At 71.4% G+C, this 21,750-nt stretch carries 17 protein-coding genes; 9 read left to right on the top strand and 8 right to left on the bottom strand.

Annotated features, from left to right (window positions below):
- Positions 1-27: 27 nt before the first annotated feature.
- Positions 28-963 carry a lysylphosphatidylglycerol synthase domain-containing protein gene (locus ACRWK7_RS16155; protein WP_431857292.1) on the bottom strand — a complete coding sequence of 312 codons (936 nt, stop codon included), beginning with the start codon at positions 961-963 and terminating at the stop codon, positions 28-30.
- Positions 964-1,173: 210 nt separating this feature from the next.
- On the opposite strand from ACRWK7_RS16155, the gene ACRWK7_RS16150 reads away from it, so the two are divergent.
- Positions 1,174-2,496, top strand: coding sequence for a hypothetical protein (locus ACRWK7_RS16150; RefSeq protein ID WP_431857291.1), 1,323 nt, complete (start codon positions 1,174-1,176; stop codon positions 2,494-2,496).
- Positions 2,497-2,530: 34 nt separating this feature from the next.
- Positions 2,531-4,123, top strand: coding sequence for a tetratricopeptide repeat protein (locus tag ACRWK7_RS16145; protein WP_431857290.1), 1,593 nt, complete (start codon positions 2,531-2,533; stop codon positions 4,121-4,123).
- A 19-nt stretch (positions 4,124-4,142) separates the two neighbouring features.
- Here ACRWK7_RS16145 and ACRWK7_RS16140 read toward each other — a convergent pair whose 3' ends face one another.
- From ACRWK7_RS16140 to ACRWK7_RS16120, 5 genes are all read right to left on the bottom strand, one after another.
- Positions 4,143-5,576: a tetratricopeptide repeat protein gene (locus ACRWK7_RS16140; protein ID WP_431857289.1), complete on the bottom strand. Its 1,434-nt coding sequence runs from the start codon at positions 5,574-5,576 to the stop codon at positions 4,143-4,145.
- 130 nt (positions 5,577-5,706) lie between these two features.
- A complete protein-coding gene (locus tag ACRWK7_RS16135; protein WP_431857288.1) occupies positions 5,707-7,203 on the bottom strand; it encodes a tetratricopeptide repeat protein in 1,497 nt (498 codons plus the stop codon).
- 133 nt (positions 7,204-7,336) lie between these two features.
- Entirely contained in the window at positions 7,337-8,326 is a 990-nt protein-coding gene (locus ACRWK7_RS16130; protein ID WP_431857287.1) for a GDP-mannose 4,6-dehydratase, read from the bottom strand.
- A complete protein-coding gene (gene gmd / locus ACRWK7_RS16125; protein WP_431857301.1) occupies positions 8,323-9,381 on the bottom strand; it encodes a GDP-mannose 4,6-dehydratase in 1,059 nt (352 codons plus the stop codon). The genes ACRWK7_RS16130 and gmd overlap by 4 nt, the downstream gene beginning before the upstream one ends.
- A 120-nt stretch (positions 9,382-9,501) precedes the next feature.
- Positions 9,502-11,202, bottom strand: coding sequence for a tetratricopeptide repeat protein (locus ACRWK7_RS16120; protein ID WP_431857285.1), 1,701 nt, complete (start codon positions 11,200-11,202; stop codon positions 9,502-9,504).
- 185 nt (positions 11,203-11,387) lie between these two features.
- On the opposite strand from ACRWK7_RS16120, the gene ACRWK7_RS16115 reads away from it, so the two are divergent.
- The 6 genes from ACRWK7_RS16115 (at position 11,388) to ACRWK7_RS16090 (ending at position 18,235) form a co-directional block, all read left to right on the top strand.
- Positions 11,388-12,191, top strand: a complete 804-nt coding sequence (locus tag ACRWK7_RS16115; RefSeq protein ID WP_431857284.1) for a class I SAM-dependent methyltransferase — start codon at positions 11,388-11,390, stop codon at positions 12,189-12,191.
- A 1-nt stretch (position 12,192) separates the two neighbouring features.
- A complete protein-coding gene (locus tag ACRWK7_RS16110; protein WP_431857283.1) occupies positions 12,193-13,854 on the top strand; it encodes a hypothetical protein in 1,662 nt (553 codons plus the stop codon).
- 99 nt (positions 13,855-13,953) lie between these two features.
- On the top strand, positions 13,954-15,459 hold the full coding sequence (locus ACRWK7_RS16105) for a tetratricopeptide repeat protein (RefSeq protein WP_431857282.1): 1,506 nt from the start codon (positions 13,954-13,956) through the stop codon (positions 15,457-15,459).
- A gap of 9 nt (positions 15,460-15,468) precedes the next feature.
- Entirely contained in the window at positions 15,469-16,677 is a 1,209-nt protein-coding gene (locus ACRWK7_RS16100) for a glycosyltransferase (protein ID WP_431857281.1), read from the top strand.
- On the top strand, positions 16,674-17,492 hold the full coding sequence (locus ACRWK7_RS16095; protein ID WP_431857280.1) for a class I SAM-dependent methyltransferase: 819 nt from the start codon (positions 16,674-16,676) through the stop codon (positions 17,490-17,492). Before ACRWK7_RS16100 ends, ACRWK7_RS16095 begins: the two co-directional genes overlap by 4 nt.
- A gap of 11 nt (positions 17,493-17,503) precedes the next feature.
- Entirely contained in the window at positions 17,504-18,235 is a 732-nt protein-coding gene (locus ACRWK7_RS16090; protein WP_431857279.1) for a class I SAM-dependent methyltransferase, read from the top strand.
- 10 nt (positions 18,236-18,245) lie between these two features.
- Here the strand turns inward: ACRWK7_RS16090 and ACRWK7_RS16085 are convergent, their stop codons facing one another.
- Complete coding sequence (locus ACRWK7_RS16085) at positions 18,246-18,971, bottom strand: FkbM family methyltransferase (protein WP_431857300.1); 726 nt, start codon at positions 18,969-18,971, stop codon at positions 18,246-18,248.
- Positions 18,972-19,194: 223 nt separating this feature from the next.
- Here ACRWK7_RS16085 and ACRWK7_RS16080 point away from each other — a divergent pair, with 223 nt between their 5' ends.
- Positions 19,195-20,100 carry a hypothetical protein gene (locus tag ACRWK7_RS16080; protein WP_431857278.1) on the top strand — a complete coding sequence of 302 codons (906 nt, stop codon included), beginning with the start codon at positions 19,195-19,197 and terminating at the stop codon, positions 20,098-20,100.
- On the opposite strand, the gene ACRWK7_RS16075 is transcribed toward ACRWK7_RS16080, so the two are convergent.
- Positions 20,058-21,719 (bottom strand): FkbM family methyltransferase, encoded by a 1,662-nt coding sequence (locus ACRWK7_RS16075; protein WP_431857277.1) that lies wholly within the window; start codon positions 21,717-21,719, stop codon positions 20,058-20,060. The two genes, ACRWK7_RS16080 and ACRWK7_RS16075, sit on opposite strands and share 43 nt — an antisense overlap.
- Positions 21,720-21,750 lie beyond the last annotated feature (31 nt).

Raw genomic sequence — 21,750 nt, 5'->3', positions numbered from 1 at the left:
TGGGCGCCGCTCGCCCTGGTTGTGCGCTCACCCCCGGCGGCCGTCCCGCCGCACCATGGCGAGATCGACCACGAGCCCGAGCGCCGTGATCACCAGCTGGAAGGCCAGGATCGCGAAGGCGAGCGCCAGCGCCGCCTTGTCCGGAACGCCCAGGCCGCCCAGCAGCCCGACGATCGACGCCTCGCGCAGGCCGAAGCCGCCGATGGTCACCGGGGCGAGCAGGATCACCGTCAGCGCGCCGACCACCACGCACCAGGCGGAGAACGGCAGGTCGATGCCCATGCCCAGCCCCATGACCTGCGTGCCGGCGACCGACAGGAACTGCGCCAGCACCCCGTACGTCAGCGACGCCGCCACCAGCCGCGGCTGCTCGGCGTACAGGCGCCACGTCAGGAGGAAGCGGCCCGCGTGCTCGGCGACGGCGGCGAACGCCCGGTGCCGGCCCGCCTCCAGCAGCCGCATCAGGACCCGATGCGTGAGGTCCAGCGACAGCACCGCCGCCCCCCCGGCGAGCGCGGCCAGCCCGAGCCCGGCCGCCCAGGCCAGCCCCGGGCCAAACCGCGCGCCATCCGTGGCCATGCCCACCAGCGTCACGATCAGCACGCCGGCGATGCTGGTCACTTTGTCGAACGCGACCGACGTGGCGGCGCGGTTGAAGTCGGTGGTCGAACGGCCGAGGCGCAGCGCCTTGACCGCCTCGGAGGCCAGCTGCCCGGGCAGGAGCAGCGCGTAGGCCTGCGCGATCAGCGTAAAGGCGAGCAGCACCCCCAGCGGCCGCTCCGGCACCAGCACGCGCAGCTTGGCCGCGTTGGCCACGTGGATCAGGAAGAACAGCGCCGAGGCGAGCGCCGCGAAGGCCGGGTCGGCCGACAGCAGCGCCTGCAGCGCCATGCCCACGTCGACCGTAGCGAACAGAACCGCGGCGATGGCGAGGCTGATGAAAAGCTTGAGGAAACGTCCCATGCACGATCCGTGGTCGGCCGGCGTGCCGACCCCGATGGGTCCCCGGCGATGCGGGCGGAGACTATCAGCAAGAGCGATGCGGGTGGGGAATTTCCGAAGCCGCCGCCGGGGGGGCGCGGCCGGCCAACTCTCTCTTTCCGCCGCTCGGCGTGTTCCTGTATGGTGCCGCGCGTTCAGCGGCCACGGCCCGGTTCCGAGACAGCCCGTCCAATGACCTACCCCATCATCATCTTCGCCTTCGACCGCCTCGATTACTTCGACGCGCTCCTGCAATCGCTGAAGGAGCAGGCGGGCGGGACGATGGCCGGGCGCGAGATCCATCTGTTCCAGGACGGCGCGGCGTGCCCGTGGACCGGCGAGCTGCGGACGACGCGCGAGGCGACGGCCCGTTCGGTGGCGATGTTCCGCGAGGCGTTCCCGGACGGCCACGTCCATTTCGACGACATCAACCGCGGCATCGCTCTGCAATGGCACCGGGCGGAAGAGTTCATCTTCGGCGCGCGCGGCGCCCTGGCGGCCTACATGCTGGAGGACGACACCGTCCTCGGTCCGCACTACCTGTCGATGGTCGATCGGCTGATCGACCGCTCCCGCGCGCACGGCCGGATCTCCTACGTCTCGGCCTTCGGCGACCACACCGCCCCGCTGGAGGCGCAGCGCGCCGACGCGCGCGCCATGATCCCCATGAACCACATCTGGGGCGCGGCCATGCTGCGCGACTACTGGGTGAAGGAGCGCGAGCTGATGGCGCCCTACTACCAGCTGATGGCGCGCCAGCCCTACCGCAACCGGCCGCACGACGAGATCCTGCAGCTGCTGCACCGCCTCTACGGCCAGGGCCGGGGCACCGCCCAGGACTCCGCCAAGGAGAGCGCCAGCATCAAGCTCGGCTACGCGCGGCTGAGCACCAAGGTCTGTCACGCGAAGTACATCGGCGACCGCGGCGTCCATTTCAGCCGCAGCACCTACGAGCACCTGGGTTTCGACAGGACGGTCCTCTATCCGGATCCGGTCTACGACAGCGAACTGCCGGACCACGCCGAAACCGACCGCGTCGTTGCCGAGCAGGACCGGTTGGTGCAGCTCGACATGCGGCGGTCGGCGACGCGCTTCCCCGGCCTGTTCGCCGCGCTGGCGACGCGTTGCCGCGTCGCGGTGGGCCCGGACCGGTTCCTGGCGCACGCAACCGACGGGCGCCGGCTGGTCTCCGTCTCCACCGCCGACCCGGCCGCGGCGGCGGTGCTGTCGGTGCTGTCCTGGGCGCAGGAACCGCACGCGGTGATCGGCATGAAGAACGCGGAAGACCGCTGGATCGGGCTGGACGAAGGCGGGTCGCTGGCGGTCCGGCCCGCGGACGCCGGCCCCAACCTGTTCTACCGTCTGCCCGGCATGGCGGAGCCCTTCCACATCGCCACCGGCGACTCGCTGGCGCTCGCCCACGTGCCGGCGGCCGACGGCGGGCCGGGCGGGCTGCTGGCGACGGCACGGCATTTCTCCGACGCGGCGGCGTTCCGACTCATTGCGGCCGCCTGAGCCGCGCCAAGGAAAGGGAAGCGATCCGCGCCCCATGATCACCACCAATGACCTTTTGACGCGGGCGATCGCGCTTCTCCAGGACGGCCGCCTGGATTCCGCCGAAACCCTGTTCCGCCTGCTGCTGGTCCATATCCCCGACCACGCCGACGGTCTGCACCTGTACGGCGTCCTGATGCGGCGCCGGGGCGAGCACGACCGCGCCGCCGCGCTGATGCGCCGCGCGCTGCGGTCCAATCCGCAACTGGGCGTGCCGCACATTAACCTGGGCCTGCTGCATTTCGACGTCGGACAGGTGGACGCGGCGGAGTTCCATCTCCGCCAGATGCTGGTGGCGGATCCCGCCTACACCCTCGCCCGGGCGCGGCTGGCGAACCTGCTGGTCGGACGCGGCGCCCTCGACGAGGCCGAGACCCTGTTCCGCCGCATGCAGGCCGACGGCACCGCCGACGAGCGCACGCCGCTGGCGCTGGAGCGTTGCGCCACCTATCGCGGCATCCTGGCGGCGGCCGGCGACCGCTCGCTGCCGGAAGGGCTGGTGGTGCGCGGCGTCTACCGCGACAGCAGCGGCTACGCCTACAAGACGCGCCAGTTCGTCAAGCACCTCGTGGCCGCCGGGGTGCCGGTCCAGCTCATGGACCTGCTGTACCAGCCGGTGGATCGCCTGCCGGACTCGCAGCTCGACCCGGTGCTGTTCACGCTCGACCGGCCGGTCCGCGCCAGGGGTGTCCTGCAGTTCACCACGCCCCCGGTGGTGGAGCGGCTGCCCGGCCTCAAGACCGTCAACTATTCGGTCATCGAGACGACCCGCGTCAGCCGGCAGTGGGCGGAGCACAGCCGCCGGCACGACCGCGTCATCGTCGCCACGCAGTCCTCGGCCGACGCGTGGCGCCTCGCCGGCTGCCCCGCCGACCGCGTCGCCATCTGCCCGGAAGGCGTCGATCCCATCGACCCGGCGAAGGTCGCCCCCACGCACCTCGTGGATCGGCACGGCCGGCCGAGCACCGGCTATACGGTCCGATTCCTGAACGTCTCGGACTTCAACCCGCGCAAGAACCTGGTCGGGCTGCTGAGGGTCTGGCTGCGGGCGACGCGGCGCGACGACGACGCCGTGCTGATCCTGAAGGTCGGCAAGGGCAACGCCACGTCCGGCGCGTTCGTCGAGCTGTTCAGCGGCGTCGCGCGCGCGCTGGGCGTCTCGCCGGATCAGGCCGCCCCCATCCTCCTGGTCGATGCCACCATGTCGGACGAGGGAATGATGTCCCTCTTCGCCACGGCCACGCATTACTGGAGCATGTCGCACGGTGAGGGCTGGGACCTGCCGATGACCCAGGCGGGCGCCATGGGGCTGACCCTCCTCGCGCCGCGCCACAGCGCCTACACGGCCTATCTGGACGACGGCAACGCCCACCTCATCCCGTCGCCGGTGGTGCCGGCTCACGGTCCCTACGCCGGGTACGAATGGTGGCAGCCCGACGAGGACCTGGCGGTCGAACTGGTGCGGCAGATCATCCGCACGCCGGTCGAGACCCGCCGCTCGGCGCGCGAACACCTGCTGCGCCATTTCACCTGGGAACAGGCGACCCGCCGCCTGATCGACCTGCTGGTCGAAGCCGGTGCGCTCTGAGCCCCGCGCGGGGCGGGGCTCAGCCGCCGGCGAACAGTGCCGGCTGCAGCGCGCGCAGCTCGGCGATGGTACCGGCGCGCCGCTTTAGGCGGTCGAGCGACTTCTGCCCGCCGCCGGTCGCGCGCACCGAATAGAAGTAGGCGCTGTCGTCGGTCCAGTAGCGGCCATCCGCATCGACCATCACCGTCGAGCTGTGGATGTCCGTCGGGTACCAGACGAACCGTGGCGCCGCCTCTGTGCCGTGCCCGGCCAGGAACGCGCCGGCGAGCGCCGCCTGATCGAGGAACCAGTGCGCCGTGCCCGGCTTGAGGAAATGGCCGATGTAGCGCCGTACGAGGTCAAGGAAGTCGACCGCCCGCTGGGTCGGGCTGATGTGCACCACGTCGGCGTAGAGCAGGCTCCAGATGTCCAGCCGCTTGAGTGCGTTGGTCATCATGCCGAAATCGGCGCCGGCCGACGTGGCGAGCAGCGGCGCGAGATCGCGGATCGCCATCAGGTCGATGTCGAGCATCAGCATCGGCCGGCGGTAGCGGACCAGCAGGTCGGGCAGCAGCAGGAAGCGGCTGCAGGCGTAATAGGTCTTCGCCTGGGCGCCGAGCGGGGCGAGGTCGACCTGCTCGCTGATCAGAGCGAAACGCCCGATATCGTGCGCGGCTGCCGTGGCGCGCATCATGGCTTCGGTTTCGCCGTCGGGATTGACGACGTGCAGGCAGATGCCGGCGTCCAGCCCGGAATCCGTGGCCACCGACCGGATCATCGATGGGCCGAACAGCCGGAAGTAGCCGGCGTCGCAGGACACGTAGACCAGGATGGGCCGGCTGGCGAAGCGCGGCCCCTCGGCCAGCCGGATCGTCTGCCCCGGCGCCGCCGGGCCGGCCTGCAGCGCGGCGAGGAAGGAAGGCGCGGTGCGCGTCACCACGTCCCGCCCGCCATGGCGCCCCGCAGCGGCCTGGAACAGGGCGTCCGCCTCGTCCAGCCGGTGCTGCTCCGCGCACAGGCAGGCAAGCCGGCTGAGCGTGAACGATACCTCCGGAAAGCGCGCCAGCGCCTCGCGGTAGGTGCGCTCGGCCCGCACCGCCTCGCCGGACCGGCGAAGCGCGTTGCCGAGCCCGATCAGGCCGACGCAGTCGTTGCGCTCGGCGACCCGACGGCGGAAGCGCTCCACCTCGCCCGCCTCGCCCATATGGGTGAAGAGCTGCCAGGCGTTCGCCGCGTACTCGCCATTGCCGGGCGCGGCCTGCCACGCCGCCAGCGCGTGGACGGCGGCCTCGGCAAGGTCGTCGGCGACGAGCAGGCGGGCCAGCGCGTCATGGGCCGTCGCATCCTTCGAGCGGCGCGCCAGCACATCCCGCCACGCCGCGACGGCTGTCGGACGGTCGCCGGCGACCTGCGCTCTCACCGCGCGTTGCGCCGCGTCCGGCGTGGCGCCGTGCGCCTTGCGCGAGGTCTTCATGCGGGAACGCCGCCAGAGCAAAGCATCGCGACCGTGGCCATGGGACGTGTGGGGACAGGAAACCGGAAACCTTCGGGGCGGACGCTAGCGGCATTGGTTCCGGGGGTCAAGGCACCGCCCGGCACGCCGTTCAGCGGCCGGGCGGACGGAAGACTTGCGGCGGGTCGGTGTCCCAGGGATCGAAGGGAACCATGCACCGGCGCTCCCGGTCGGGTCGGAGGAAGCGGCGGCCGGGCACGTCGCGCTGCGCCGCGCCCATCATGGTCGCGGTGAAGGAGAAGGTGCTGTTGGAGATCAGAACCACGTCGCCCTGCGACAGCACGTGGTAATCGAGGAAGAAATCCGCGCCCGGGATCGTCTCCCCGAGGTCGCGCACCGTGACCGGGGAGTAGGCCCGGAACGCCTCGAGGATCTGCGGATCGTCGCTGGCGATGTAGAGGACGGGACGCTCGAGTTCGGCCCAGTGCGCCGCCAGCCAATCCTGATACCAAGCCTCGGGCGCGATCCAGAATGGTTCCTGGCCGAAGTCGCCGCGCCGCAGGTGCATCGCCACCAGGGTCGCCCCCATTCCGCGCAGCCGGCCGACAGCCCGATCCAGCAGCGGGCGGATCAGCGGGTGCGGGGCGAGTGCCTGGCCGATCAGTCCCTTGTGCCGCGCCATGGAGGCCGTGTTGTAGCAGAAATGCCCGTCGAAATCGAAGTTCACATAGAGACGAGGCTCCCGCCGGGCCAGGGAGTCCTCGAGACGCGCGTCTTCCTCCCGCAGCATGGGCATGGGGGCCGATGGCCACGGGTCGTTGCCATCGAACAGGTAGCGCCCGACCCACTCCGGCACCTCGTAGCCGAGGTTGAACTCCGCGGCGTAGGCCCGCAGGAAGGCGTACTGCAGGATGGAGTTCCCGAACCGGCCCTTCAGCCCGATCACCGACGCCCGAACCTTCGGGTCGGCGGCGTGTCGGCGCGGCAAGCGCGGCCAGTCGAACGCCGTGCGCAACAGCAGGCAGGCGTGCCGGGTGAAGTTCTCGCCGGAGCTCGGGCACAGTTCGGTGGACCTCCGGTACCACGCCTCCGCCGCCCGGAAATCCCCGAGCGCCTCGTAGCACCGGCCGAGCGACGACGCCGCCCGGTGATCGCCGGGCACCATCCGGTCGTAGCGAAGGATCGCAGAAGCGGCTTCGGTCGCACGGCCCATGTTCAGCAGGCTGAGGCCGAGGTTGAGCTGCACGAAATCCATGTCGGGCCGGAGACGCACCACCGCACGGAAATGCCGCACGGCCGCCGCCGAACTCCCCAGATGGAAGTGGTTGTGCGCCGCCTTCAAATGAGCGTCGGTGTTCTCGGGCACCAGGGCGGCGGCGCGGGCAAAGCAGGCGGCCGCCGCCTCGCGCGCTCCGGTCTCCTCCAGCGCAAGGCCGAGGGAATGGAACAGTTGGCCGGACTGGGGATCCATCGCCAGCGCGCCGCGCAGCACCGGAACCGCGCGGGTCCATCGGCCGGTGCGGGCCAGCAGGCGCCCGTAGTTGGACAGGGCTCCCTCCAGACCGGGATTCACGGCGAGCGTCGCCTCGTACAGCGCGGCCCCGCAACGTCGCGATGGCGGCCAGCATGTGCAGCGCCACGGCGTCACGCGGCGCGGTGCCGAGATGAGCGTGGCAGCTTTGCTCCGCCTCGTCCATCCGGCCGCCCCGGAAATGCTCGAAAGCCAAAGACAGCATCTTGCTTCGCCAATGCCCGCTGTGTGCCCGGTTCCCTCGCCGGCCTCAGGCGCCGGCGTCGCCCCGCCGTCGCTCCATCTCGGATTCCAGCAGCTTGGACACCAGGCCGGGAATCCGCGTCTCAGCCTGCCAGCCAAGCAGGCGCTTGGCCTTGTCCGGGTTACCGACGCTGTAGGTGATGTCGGACGGACGCAGAAGGTTGGGATCGGTTTCCACGTGGCGGCGCCAGTCCAGGCCGAACCACGCGAAGACGCGCGCCACGAAGTCCTCGAGCGTGTGGACGTCGCCGGTGGCGATGACGAAGTCCTCCGGACGGTCGTGGTTCAGCATGCGCCACATGGCGTCCGCGTACTCCGGCGCCCAACCCCAGTCGCGCGCCACGCCCAGGTGGCCCAGGTGCAGCACGTCGGTGCGGCGTTCGGCGATGTCGGCGGCGCCGCGGACGATCTTCTGCGTCACATAGCGCGCCGGCCGCAGCGGCGATTCGTGATTGAACAGAATGCCGGAGCAGGCGAAGAGATTGTACGATTCCCGGTAGTTGGCCACCGCCCAATACGCCGCCGCCTTGGCCACGCCATAGGGGCTGCGCGGGTGGAACGGGTGCTGCTCGTCGGCCGGGCCGTTGGCGGTGTTGCCGAAGCACTCGCTGGACGAGGCGTTGTAGAACCGGGTGTCGAGGTCGAGGAAGCGGATGGCTTCCAGGATGTGCACGGTGCCGTGGATGATGCTGTCCAGCGTCTCGACCGGCTGGTCGAACGACAGGCCGACGGAGGACTGGGCCGAGAGGTTGTAGACCTCGGACGGCCGGACCTCCTTCAGAACCTGGGCGACGCTGCGGAAATCGGCCGGCACGGCGGAATGCAGCCGCACCCGGTCGAACAGCCTGAGCCGCTTGAGATTGGAGAAGCTCGACGCCTCGCGGTCGCGCGACGTGCCATGCACCGCATAGCCACGCTCCAGCAACAGCTGCGCGAGCCAGGACCCGTCCTGGCCCGAGATGCCGAAGATGAGCGCGGTCTTCTCCGCCGCCTTCATCGGTGGCTATCGGCGAACTGCGCCATGTCGGCGTCCATCATCTCGCGCACGAGGTCGCGGAACGCGGTCTTGTGGCGCCAGCCGAGCTTGGCGTGCGCCTTCGACGGGTCGCCGAGGAGCAGGTCCACTTCGGTCGGGCGGAAGTAGACCGGGTCGATGCGGACCAGCACCTTGCCGGTGCGCGCGTCGCGGCCGATCTCATCGACGCCCTGGCCCTGCCACTCGATGGTGCAGCCGATGTGGGCGAAGGACAGCTCGACGAATTCGCGCACCGAATGGGTCTCGCCGGTCGCCAGCACGTAGTCGTCCGGCTGGTCCTGCTGGAGGATCCGCCACATGCCCTCGACGTAGTCGCGGGCATGGCCCCAGTCGCGCTTGGCGTCCAGGTTGCCCAGATACAGGCAGTCCTGCTTGCCGGCGGCGATGGCGGCAACGGCGCGGGTGATCTTGCGCGTGACGAAGGTTTCGCCACGGATCGGGCTCTCGTGGTTGAACAGGATGCCGTTGGAGGCGTGCATGCCGTACGCCTCGCGGTAATTCACCGTGATCCAGTAGGCGTACAGCTTGGCTGCGGCGTAGGGACTGCGCGGGTAGAAGGGGGTGGTCTCCTTCTGCGGCGTCTCCTGCACCTTGCCGTACAGCTCGGAGGTCGAGGCCTGGTAGAAGCGGGTCGTCTTCTCCATGCCCAGGATGCGGATCGCCTCCAGGAAGCGCAGCGTGCCGATGCCGTCGGCGTTGGCGGTGTACTCCGGCGTCTCGAAGCTCACCTGCACGTGGCTCTGGGCGGCGAGGTTGTAGATCTCCGTCGGCTGGATCTGCTGCACGAGGCGGATCAGGTTCGTCGAATCCGTCAGGTCGCCGTAGTGCATGAAGAAGCGCACGCCTTCCTCATGCGGATCGCGGTACAGGTGCTCGACGCGACCCGTGTTGAACGACGAGGACCGCCGCTTCAGGCCGTGCACCACGTACCCCTTTGCAAGGAGCAGCTCAGCCAGATAAGCGCCGTCCTGTCCGGTGACGCCAGAGATCAAAGCAACCTTGGACAAGTTCCCGATCCTTATTCCATGCGACCGTACCCCCGCACAGGCGCGGGAAAAGGCCCGTCCGGGGTTTGTTGGGCCATCTATTGCCAAAGGCCGGCAGCAAAGCAAGCCGTTTGATTCAGGCGCCCCGGGTCAAATGGCGGGTCGGCGGGACAGAAACGGAGCCAATCCGGAGCGGTCGCCTGCGGCGAGGCGCCGCAGCTCCATGGCGATGCGCCGCATGACCGGCGTCCAGTCGCCCCAGCGGGTCTGCCGGAACATCCGCATCGACGGATACCAGGGGCAGTCCTCGCGTTCGAGCAGCCAGCGCCAGTCGGGCGCCAGGTTGAACATGCCCCACACCGGCGTTCCCAAGGCCCCGGACAGATGCGCCTGCGCGGTGCAGCAGGTCACCACCACGTCCATGGCCGCGGTCGCCGCCGCGGTTTCCAGGAAGTCGCCGACCTCGCCGGCGAGGCTGGTGAAGGACGCCGGCATCGCGCGGCCCTCCAGGTCGCGCAGGCCGTCGCCGGCCTGCAGGCCGAAGAACCGCACGCCCGGCACCTGCAGCAGCGGCAGCACGGCCTCCAGCCGGGGAGAGCGGAAGCGATCGGCGGCGAACGCCGGGTTCCCGGCCCACACCAACCCGACGCACACGCCCTGCCCGGCGCCGATCCGCGCCCGCCAGCGCGCCACGTCGTCCGGCTGCGGACGCAGGTACGGCACCTCCGCCGGCAGCGTCTCCAGCGTGGATCGGAACAGCCAGGGCAGGCTGGCGATGGGCGCGTGCCGGTCGCAGGCGGGCAGCGGATCGCGGTCCTTGACGACGAGGCGCTCGACCCCGTCGAGGCTCCGCATCAGCCGTTCGAGGGGGGCCTGCACCTCCAGCACCACCCGCCCGCCGAGCTTGGCGATCAGCGGCACGTACCGGCAGAACAGCAGGGTGTCGCCCAGCCCCTGCTCGCAGTGCACGAGGATCGTCCGCCCGTCGAGCGGCGTGCCGTCCCAGGGCTCCCCGGCGACCCGGCGCGGCGCGGCGCCGACGAATCGCCAGCGCGCCTCATAGTCCGGCAGGCCGCGCGCGAAGTCGCCGCCGACCAGCCGCCCGTGCGCCCGGTTGACGAGCGTCCCCGCATGGCCGGGGCGAAGGCGCAGCGCACGGTTGAAGGCGGCCTCCGCGTCCTCGAGCCGGGCCAAGTCGCGCAAGGCGACGCCGTGGTTGAGGTGGAAGTCGGGATTCTCCGGATGCAGGGCCAGCGCCCGCCGGTGGCAGGCGATGCCGGCGTCGCCCTGCCCGATGTCCTTGAGTGCGATGCCCAGGTTGCCGTACGGCGCGGCCACCCCGGGATCGCGGCGCAGCGCCTGCCGCCACGCCGCGATGGCCGCAGCGTCGCGCCCCGCCCGGCGCTCGGCGTTGCCGAGGCCGATCCAGCCGCCGGTGTCCGCCGGATTGATGCGGAGCTGCCGCCGGTGCGCCGCGCAGGCCTCGTCCGCCCGGTCCAGCCCGAGTTGCGCCGCGGCGAAGTTTCCGTAGGCGTCGCCCAGATCCGGCGCGGCGGCGATGGCCCGCCGGCAGGCGGCGTCGGCGTCGGCGAAGCAGCCGGCCAGCATGAACTGCCGCGCCAGATTCGACTGCGCCGGCGCCAGCACCGGCGCCGCCCGCACCGCCCGCACCAGCAGGCGCCGCCCGCGCCGGAGATCGCCGGGCAGGGTCGCCAGCCCCAGCAGGTGCAGCGCGTTGCCGTCGTCGGGCACCACGGCGAGGACGCGCCGGTAGATGGCCGCCGCCGCGTCCAGGCGGCCGCCCTGGTGATGCTGGACGCCGATGCGCAGGGCTTCGTCGAGGGTCGCCATGGCGGCGTCACCGGAGGATGAGGGGCCGGACAGAGCCGGTCGGTTGGAACATGCCCCGACCGTAGCGGCCGGACCGCCGCGGCGCAACGGTGCCGACCGACGGTCGCCCAGGCGGCCGGCCTTGCGGCGGCGCGGGCAAATGCGCTAACCGTGTCCCATCTCCGCCCGTGTCCTCCCGAGCCGCCATGAACGATGTGCCCACCGTAGCCACGACGACGCCGACCGGTTCTTCCGACCGCTTCGGGTACGAATGGGGCCACTACAGCGAACTCAAGCCGATCTACGAGGAGCAGTTCCGCCGTTGGACGCCGTTCTTCGGGCCGGACGACTGGGCGGGCAGGACCTTCGTCGACGTCGGCTGCGGCATGGGGCGCAACAGCCACTGGCCGATGACCTACGGCGCCACCGGCGGGCTCGCCATCGACCTGGACGAGCGCAGCCTCGCCTCCGCGCGCCGCACGCTGGCGCCGCACGCCGGCATCGAGGTGCGCCGGCAGAGCGCCTACGACCTGGACGAGCGCGACCGCTTCGACGTCGCCTTCTCCATCGGCGTCATCCACCACCTGGAGGACCCGGACCGGGCGCTCGCCAACATGACGCGCGCGGTCAAGCCGGGCGGCTCGGTGATGATCTGGGTGTATGGGCTGGAGAACAACCGCTGGATCGCCTACGGCCTTACCCCGCTGCGCCGGGCCCTGTTCAGCCGCCTGCCCATCGGCCTGACGCACGCGCTGTCGCTGCCGCCGACCATGCTGCTGTGGCTGGCGCTGCGTCTGGGCGCGGGGCGGACCGAGTACATGCGGCTGATCCGCGGCTTCGACTTCGCGCACCTGCGGTCCATCGTCTTCGACCAGATGCTGCCGCAGATCGCGCATTACTGGTCGCGTGCGGAGGTCGAGGCGCTGATGCGCCGCGCCGGGCTGGAGAATGTCCGGCTGGAATGGGTCAACGAGATGTCGTGGGCGGCCATCGGCCGCAAGCCGGGCTGAGATGAGCGCACTATCCGCGGCGCGCGGGCGCGCCGGTTTCGGCGACGGCTGGCCCGTGCTGCTCGTGGCGCTGGCCGCGGCGGCGTACCACGCCGCCTATCTGGGCGCCGGCTTCAACTTCACCGACGAGGGCCACTACGCCCAGACCGTCCTCGAGCTGTGGCGCGGCACCGACCCGCACGACCTGAAGCTGGGCTACGGCCTGCTGTGGTACGAGGCGGGGGTGGCGCTGTTCTCGGTGTTCGGACCGGGCTTCACCGTCGTCCGCGCCTTTCTGTTCGCCGTCATCACGGCGACGACCGCGCTGGTCTACACCGCGACGGTGCGGGCGACGGACAGCCGGGCGCTGGGGCTGGCCGCGGCGCTGGCCGCCGGGCTGGCGCCGGCCTTTCCGGCGACGTCCTTCTACGCCTTCTGCGCCCTGCTGAACGTCACGGTGCAGCTCGGCGCGGCGCGGCGGCTGCCGACGCTCGTCCCGGCCGACCTGCTGGCGCCGGGTCTGGCGCTCGCCGTCACCTTCCAGATCCGCGCCGATTTCGGCTACGTCTTCAGCGCGCCGCTGGCGGCGCTCATCCTGTACGCGGCGCTCGCCGCCCCGTCGGGCCGGCAGCTGCGCCATCTGGCGGCCCTCGCCGGCACGGCGCTGGCCACGCTCGTCGCCGGGCACCTGCCGCTGCTGGCCCTGGCGGCGGCGGGCGGCTATGCCGACCTCGTGGCCGTCGAATACCTGCGCTATCCGCTGACCGTCCTCGAGATGCTGCGGCTGGCCCTGGCGGGCGCGCCCGCCGACGGCGGCGCCAAGGCGGCGGCGGGAACGCTGCTGGCCCGCACGCCGCTCTCGGCGTTGTGGTTGGGACCGCCGGCGACGACCGCGATGGCGCTGCTGACTTACGGCCCGCTGCTGGTGGCGCCGGTGTACGCGCTGGCCGAGGCCGCCGCGCTGCGCCGCACGCCGCGCCCGGCGCTGCCCGGTCGGATCGCCGCCGGCCTTGTGGTGCTGGCGGGCGCGTTCGCCTGCTTCCCGCATTACTTCCTGTTCCGCCCGGATCTGGCGCACATCGCCAACTTCTTCCCCGGCTTCGCCGTGCTGCTGGCGGTGTGCGCCGCCCGCCTCGCGCAGGCCGGAGGCGGGGTCCCGGCCGCGATCGGGCGGCTGGCGGCGCTGCTGCTCCTGGCCGCCTACGCCGGGGCCTATCTGTGGATCGGCCTGACCACCGAAGGGACCGGGTCGATCGCCGTGGCGCGCGGACGCACCGAGCCGTTCACCGCCGCCAACGGCGTGAACGTCCGCCTGTCGCCGGAGGAAGCGGCGTTCCTGGTGCCGCTGCGCGACCTAACCGCGGCCCAGTCGCGACCGGGCGACCGCATCGTCTGCGTGCCGTACTGCCCGGGCATCGCGTTCATGACCGGGCGCGGCCTGCTGCTGCGTGAGCACTACGTCGACGACTCCCTGCTGGTCACCGCCCCCGACTGGATCGACCGCGCCATCGCCGCCACCCGGGCCGCCCGCCCGCCGCTGGTGATCGTCTTCGACTGGGCGGTGAACGGGACCGAGGTGTCGCGCTTCCGCGTCTGGGCGGCCCGCTATGTCGAGGCGCTCACCGCCATGGGCGCGCAGCGCACCGACCTGCCGGGCGTCACGGTGTACCGGCTGACGCCTTGAGGGGACAGCGGCGCTCCGACGATCATTGCCGGCTCCGGCCGGGTTGGCTACAACAGGGGCCTCGCCAGGGCAGCCACTTCAGGAAGACGGGCACAGCACGTGGAAGGCCAGACCAATCTGCACGCCAGCGGCAATGACTGGATCGCCCTCCACAACGAGGGGGTCGAGCTGTTCAACGCCGGCCGTCCGGCCGAGGCCGAGGAGCGCTTCCGCCGTGTGGCGGAGCTGCGGCCGGACACGCCGTCGGTCTGGCACACGCTCGGATCCATCCGGCGCATGCTCGGCCGCCTGAACGACGCCTACGCCGCGTTCCTCGAAGGGCTGCGGCGCGACGGCGGCAACCGCGACCTGCTGCTCGGCGTCGGGCAGGTGCTGATCGACGGCGGGCGGCCGCAGGACGCCCTGCCCCACCTGCAGCGCTTGGTGGCGCAGCGCTTCGATCATCCCGGCGCCATGCTGGCGCTCGGCAACGCGTTCATGGGTGTGGACACGCCGGAGCTGGCCGCCGCCGCCTACCGGCTGGTCGTGCTGCTGGAACCGGACTCCGCCACCGCCACCAACAACCTGGGCGCGGCGCTGATGTCGCAGCTGCGGATGGAGGACGCCGCCCGCATCTACCGGCGCGCCATCCGCCTCGCCCCGTCCTCGCCCGAGTACCACAAGAACCTCGGCTGCTGCCTGCTCATGGCCGGCGAGTTCGCGGAGGGCTGGCGCGAGTACGAGTGGCGGCACGAGCAGCCGGTCTGGCGCTGGAAGCGCAGTTTCCCCGGCAAACAGCCGTGGAGCGGCGAACCGCTCGCCGGCAAGACCATCCTGGTGCATTTCGAGCAGGGCTTGGGCGACAGCTTCCAGCTCGCCCGCTGCATGCGGGTGCTGAAGGGCATGGGCGCCCGCGTGGTGTTCGAGTGCCAGCCGCAGCTCAAGCGCGTCCTGTCCTGCGTCGAGGGCATCGACGTGCTGGTCGGCCACGGCGAGCCGCTGCCCGACTTCGACCTGTACGTCCCGCTGTTCAGCGTGCCGCGCTGGCTCGGTGTCACCGCCGAGACGGTGCCCGGCGGCGTCCCCTACATCCGCCCGGAGCCCGAGCTGGTCGCCAAGTGGCGCGCCCGCATGGACCTGGGCGAATTCCGGGTCGGCGTCAACTGGGAGGCCAACGGGCCCGAGCGCTCGATCCCGCTGGAGCTGTTCGAGCGGATGGCCGGCATCCCCGGCGTGCGCCTGTACAGCTTGCAGAAGGTCAAGGGGCTGGAACAGCTGGAGCGGCTGCGCGACCGCCTGGGCATCGTCGACTGGACAGCGGAGATGGACGCCGGCCCCGACGGCTTCGTCGATACCGCGGCGGTGATGGCCAACATGGACCTGGTGATCAGCTGCGACACCGCGGTGAACCACCTGTCCGGCGCCCTGGGCCTGCGCACGTTCCTTGTCCTGCGGCATCTCGGCGACTGGCGCTGGATCCGCCCGGAACGTCTGGACACGCCCTGGTACCCGACCATGCGCCTGTTCCGCATGGCCCGGCGCAACGACTGGGCCGAGGTGATGGGACGGGTGACCGACGAGGTCGCCCGCCTCGCCGCGGAGGAGAAGCCGGCCGCCGGCCGGTGACACGCTGACATGGCGCGCCTGCTGCTCATCAACTACGAATACCCGCCGTTGGGCGGCGGGGCCGCCAATGCGACCGCCAACACGGCGCGCGAGCTGGCGCGGATGGGTGTGGCGGTGTGCGTCGTCACCTCGGCCTTCGCCGGCCTGCCGGCGCGCGAGACCACCGCCGACGGCGTCGTCATCCGCCGAATCCCGACGTTGCGCCGCCGCCGCGACCGCAGCTCGGTGGTCGAAATGCTGGCCTTCCTCGCCAGTTCGCTGCTGTTCACCCCCGCCATCGCCCGGCGCTGGCGGCCGGACGCCACCATCGCCTATTTCGGCCTGCCGTGCGGCCCCGCCGCCTGGCTGATCAGGGTGCTGTGCGGCGTGCCCTACGCCGTGTCGCTGCGCGGCGGCGACGTGCCCGGCTTCCTGTACGACGGCATCTCGCTCTACCACCGTCTGGCCGCGCCGGTGATCGGCGCGCTGTGGCGCCGCGCCGCCGCGGTCGTCGCCAACAGCGACGGCCTCGCCGCCCTCGCCCGCCGCTTCGCCCCCGACGTCGGCGTGCGGGTGGTGCCGAACGGCGTCGACACGGGCCTCTTCCGGCCGGCGGAGGCGCCGGAGGCGGAGCGCAAGGACGGGCGCCTGCGCCTGCTGATCGTCGGCCGGCTGGTCCGGCAGAAGGGCGTCGACTGCATCCTGGAGGCGATGGCGCGCCTCGACGCGCCGGTCTCGCTGCGCGTCGTCGGCGACGGCGGGGCGCGCGAGGAGCTGGAGCGGCAGGCCGCCGCGCTCGGCCTGTCCGGCCGCGTCGCCTTCGTCGGCTGGGCCGCGCGCGAGGAGCTGCCGGCCGCCTACCGCGCGGCCGACGCCTTCGTCTTCCCGTCGCGCGACGAGGGCATGCCCAACGTCGTGCTGGAGGCCATGGCCTCGGGGCTTCCCGTCATCGCCACCGACATCGCCGGCAACCGCGAGCTGGTGGTCGACGGCGAGACCGGCGTCCTGCTCGCCACCGACGACGTGCCGGCGCTGGCCGCCGCCATCGCGCGGCTGGCCGCCGACCCGGAGCTGTGCCGCCGCTTCGGCGCCGCTGGCCGGCGGCGGGTGGTGGACCATTATTCATGGGCGGCGGTGGCCGCCGCCTACCGCGACCTGGTGCCGGGCACCCGGTCGCACGCGCGTGTGGACGGGGCGGCATCCTATGCTGCCGGAGCAGCGGAGGATCGCCGACCGTGACCGAACCGAAGGACACCGCTGGCAGCGCGGGCAACGCGCTGGCCTTCGATTTCGGCGAGAACTGGGACCATTTCTCGCGCGATCTCGTCGATGCCGCGCGGCTTCGGGCCGCCGCCGCCAGCCTGGGCGACCTCGTCGGGCGCGACCGCGTCGCCGGGGCGCGCGTCTGCGACGTCGGATGCGGGTCGGGCCTGTTCAGCATCGCCGCCGCCACGCTCGGCGCCGCAGACGTGCTCGGCTTCGACATCAACGCGCGCGGCATCGCCGTCGCCCGGCGCAACCTCGCGCAGCTGGCGCCGGAGGCGGTGGACCGCGTCCGCTTCCAGCAGGGCTCCGCCCTCGACCGCGGCTTCGTCGGCGGGCTCGGCCGGTTCGACGTGGTCTACGCCTGGGGATCGCTGCACCACACCGGCGCGATGTGGCCGGCCATCGAGAACGCCGCCCGCCTCGTGGACGAGGGCGGCACCTTCGTGCTGGCGCTCTACAACCGGCACTGGACCTCGCCGGCGTGGACGGCGATCAAGGTCGTCTACAACCTGTGCCCGCGCTGGCTGCGGCCGGTGCCGAACGCGCTGTTCGGCGGCCTGATCTATCTGGCCACCTGGGCGGTGACCGGGTCCTCGCCGCTGCGCAAGGAGCGCGGCATGGATTTCTGGTACGACGTCATCGACTGGCTGGGCGGCTATCCCTACGAATACGCGAGCATCGCGGAAGTGAAGGCGCGGGTCGAGCCGATGGGCTTCACGCTGACCGACGCCCGGCCGCCGCGCGTGCCGACCGGCTGCAACGAACTGGTCTTCCGCCGCCAGGGCTGAGGGAACACATCATGGATCGCACCGCCGTCTCCGCCGACCCGTCCGCCGTCGATTACGACGCGAGCTGGGAGCACAAATGGAACGACATGCGGCGCTACGGCCCCACCGGCCGCCACCTGCGCCGCATCGTCACCGACATGGTGCAGGGCCTGGACTATGACAGCGTGCTGGACGTCGGCTGCGGCCAGGGCTCGCTGCTCGAGACGCTGATGCCGCTGAAGCCGAACGCCCGCTACGCCGGCATCGACTTCTCGGAAAAGGCGCTGGAGGTGGCGCGCCGCCGCGCGCCGCACGCCGAGTTCGCCACGCTGGACGTCGCCGCCGGCCACCTCGACCGCCGCTTCGACCTGGTGCTGTGCACCGACGTGGTCGAGCACATCGAAGACGACAACGCCGCCTTCCGCAACCTGGCAGCGATGACGGGGAAGTACCTGCTGGTGTCCTCGCTGCAGGGGCGCATGCGGCCCTACGAGGCGCTGGTCGGCCATTACCGCAGCTATGAGCACGGCGAGCTGGCGGCGAAGATCGAGGCCACCGGGCTGACGGTGCGCCGCGTGGTGCAGTGGGGCTGGCCGTTCTTCTCGCCGCTGTACCGCGACCTGTTCCGCGCGACCGGCGTGAAGGCCACGCAGGGCACCTACGGCCCGGGCCGCCGCCTGCTGGCCGACGCCATCTACCACCTGTTCCGACTGAACGCCTGGTCGCGCGGCGACTACGTGTTCGTGCTCGCCAGCCGCGGCTGACGGCGCGGGCTCAGCCCCGGGGCGCGGCGAGCGAGAAGACGTTCTCGCCGCGCACCAGAAAATCGCGGTCCAGGGCTGCGACGCAGCGCAGGAACGGCAGAGCCGTGCCGGCGGCCGGAAGCAGCCAGTCGTGCAGTTCGATCACCAGGATCGGCACGTCCGCCACCCAGCCGGTGTTCGCCGAAAACAGGTCCTTTTCCCCGCCTTCGATGTCGACCTTGACGATGAAGGGAAAGTAGCCGTCGCCATAGGCCGCCAGGATGTCGGGGACCGTCAGCGCCGGCACGGTGTCCGCGGGGCCGGACAGGGCGTCGGCCGCCCTGGTCCGGAAGGAGTCGTAGCTGCCTTCGCCCGGCAGCACCTGCATCCGTCCGGGAGCCGCGGCGATGGCCGCGTGGAAGGTCCGCACGTCCAGGCCCTGGGTGTTCTCGACGAGAAGCTCGTAGTTCTCCCGGCTCGGCTCCACCGCGGCGACCGCGGCGCCCCGGACGTTCATGGCGAAGAACAGCGATGCCGCGCCGATGTTGGCCCCGCAATCGACGATGAGCGGGCGCCGCCCTTCGCGCGCCTTGGCCTCGGCCAGCCGGCGGAACTCGTCGAACCGCTTGAGCCAGGACAGATCGTAGCAGCGATCGACGAAGACCTGGCTGACGGTCGCTTCGTCGGAGGACCCCTTGCGGTATTTCAGGCGCCGGCTCTCGGCGCCGAAGGTGATGGAAACCTCGGAGATCGTCATCGTACGGTCCACTTGACGTTGCGGTGCAGATGGGCGTTGTTGGGCCGGCCGGGCGGCATTCCCGGTCCGTCGCATGCGGGGCGGACGATACCAGCATGCGGACGCGCCGCATAGCCGGAGCGTCCCGACCCCGGCATCGCTTGACGGCCGGTGCGGCGACCCGCTAAGCCTGCGCGGACCGAGGGCCCATCCGCTTCGTGCCGGCGCCAGAAAGACCCGCTCCATGCCGAACACCGCCATCACGTTCTCGTGCGACACCAATTACTTTCCTCTTCTGAAAGGCTTGGTGCTGTCGCTCGCCGACCTGGGGCTCCCGAACGACGAGATCACGCTCTATCTGGCCGACACGGGGTGCAGCGAGGCCGACCTCCGCTGGCTCGCGTCGCACGGCGTCAAGGCGGTGCCGTTCGATTACCGCGACCACTTCCGCTTCCCGGCCTCCACGCCGGACAGCCGCCGCTACGCCTCGCTGCTCTATCGTCCGGTGATCCCGACGCTGTTCCCCGGCCACGAGGTGTATGTCCACATCGACGCGGACATCTGGATCCAGAACGCCTCCGGCCTGATGAACTACATCACCATCTGCGCCCGGCACCCGGACAAGGTGGTGGTCACGCCGTGCGTCGATTTCAGCTACATGAGCGAGTACCGCAAGCAGGACGCCAACATCAAGGCGATGTTCCGCATGTACACGTCCGTCTACGACGAGACGGTCGCCGCCGAATACTACGGCCGCCCGGTGCTGAGCGCGGGCATGTTCGCAGTCCACCGCGACCACCCGTTCTGGGCCGCGTGGAAGCAGGAGATGGACCGCAGCTACGGCAAGTCCTACATCCACGAGGTCGACCGCGGCGGTTCCGACCAGACCACCATGAACTACCTGCTGCACCGCGACCTGAACTTCATCCCGCTGAGCGCGGCGCACAACTACAATTGCCACGTCGGGTTTCCCCAGCGCCGGCTGCCCGAGGGCAAGGTGACGGTGGGCTTCCCGCCCTACGACGCGATCGACGTCGTGCACCTCACCTGCTTCAGCACCTACAACACCATGTACCACAAGTACGGGCTGCTCTACGACAGCGGTCGCTACCTGTCGGAGGAGGACCGGCGGACGCTCCGCCTGGCCTGACGCGGGTCCGGGTGCGCGGGGTCAGGCGGGCGCAGCGGCCGCAGGCGCGGGTTGATCCAGGTGGTCAGCCCGTCGCCGAAGCGCACCGGCCCATAGGGCGTCGGGCGCACCGCGCCGCCGCCGCGGAAATCGTGCACGTTGTGCCAGCCGTGCCGGCGCAGGACCTCCGTGACGCCGTCGTGGATGGTGTCGCCGTGCGTGCCGACGTGCAGCTTGCGGACGCGCGCGTCGAGCAGCGCGATGCCGTCGCGGACGATCTCGTACTCGGCTCCCTGCACATCCATGTCGATCAGGTCGATGATGCCGACGCCGTCCAGGACCTGCTCCAGCGTGATGGTCTCGACACGGCGGAACAGCATGCGGCGGCCGTCGTCGTCGGTGTACAGGAGGTCGGAGGCGGCCGGCTCCCCGGAGGCGCCCATCTCCTCGGGCGTGTAGAGGCGCGCGCCGAAGTCCTTGTCGGCGGCCCCGGCGTACTGGTCGCGGTACAGCGGGAAGAACAGCGCGCCCGGCGTGCCGGACACGCCGGCGTGCAGCAGCCGGTGGCGGGACGGGTCCATGTTGTTGTCGCGGAGGTTCTCGACCATCCAGCCGTACCGCACCGGATGGGCCTCGACCCCGATGAACAGCGGGTTGAGCGGCTTGCGGTCGCGCCGGCGGCGGATGGCGGCCATGGCGTTGGCCAGCCAGCGGCCGTAGCCGGCGCCCAGTTCGGCCATGACGAAGCGGTCCTGGGCGGCCTCGATGCTCTCCAGCAGGTCGATCCACTCGAAATAGTCCTCGGAGGCGCGCTGCGGAAAGCGCCGCCCGGCGCACAGGCGCGCCTTGCCGCTGGCGGCCATGCCCTCCGCCGCCTCGCCCACGTAGGGCTCGTCGAAGGCGATGCGGGTCACCGCGCCGAAGCCGTTCACCTCGGCCACGTCGCCCAGGAGGGCCGGGGTCGCGAAATAGGCGCGGAAGACCGGGTGCTGGCGGCCGGCCTCCGCCTCCGCACCCCAATGGCGCGCCATGGCCGTCGCGGCGGCGGCGAGGAAGGCCGCGCGGTCGGGCGTGTCGGGCAGCGCGACGGCCTCGTCCGCCTCCAGCCCCTCCTGCCACTCCAGCGTGTGCAGCAGGCGAAAGGCCTCGTCCTGCCGGTCGTCCGTGTCGAGCACCAGCCGATACCGGCCCCGCGCCTCCTGCAGCCGGCCGGCGCGGTGCGCGGCATAGGCGGCGTCCAGCACCGCCGGCAGCAGCGCGCGGCTCATCGCCTCGGCGCGGGCGTCGACGGCGGCCTCCTCCGGCCGCGCCCGGCGCACCAGCAGCGCCGAACGCAGCGCCTCCGCCGGCTGGCCCTCGCGGATCAGCGCGTCGGCCCGGTCCAGGCAGGAGTTGGCCATGAGCGCGCGCAACTGAAGCAGGTCGCCGTGCCCCGGGTGCACGTCCAACAGCCGGCGCAAGGTCGCGAAGCAGCCGTCGAAATCCAGCATGTCCGCCCGCACGCAGGCGACCAGCCCGCCGACCGTCGGGTCGTCGGGGCGCTCCTCCAGGATCTGTGTGAGGAGCACCAGCGCTTCGCGCGGCTCCCCCGCCCGGGCGTGGCGGATGGCGGCCTGAAGGGCGTCGTTCGTCGTCACCATGACGGGTGTCCTGTCGGCTGGGCGGGCGGCA

This window comes from Azospirillum sp., assembly GCF_050789165.1.
The sequence above is the reverse complement of the archived record's forward strand: the minus strand, read 5'-3'. Positions and strand labels throughout refer to the sequence as shown.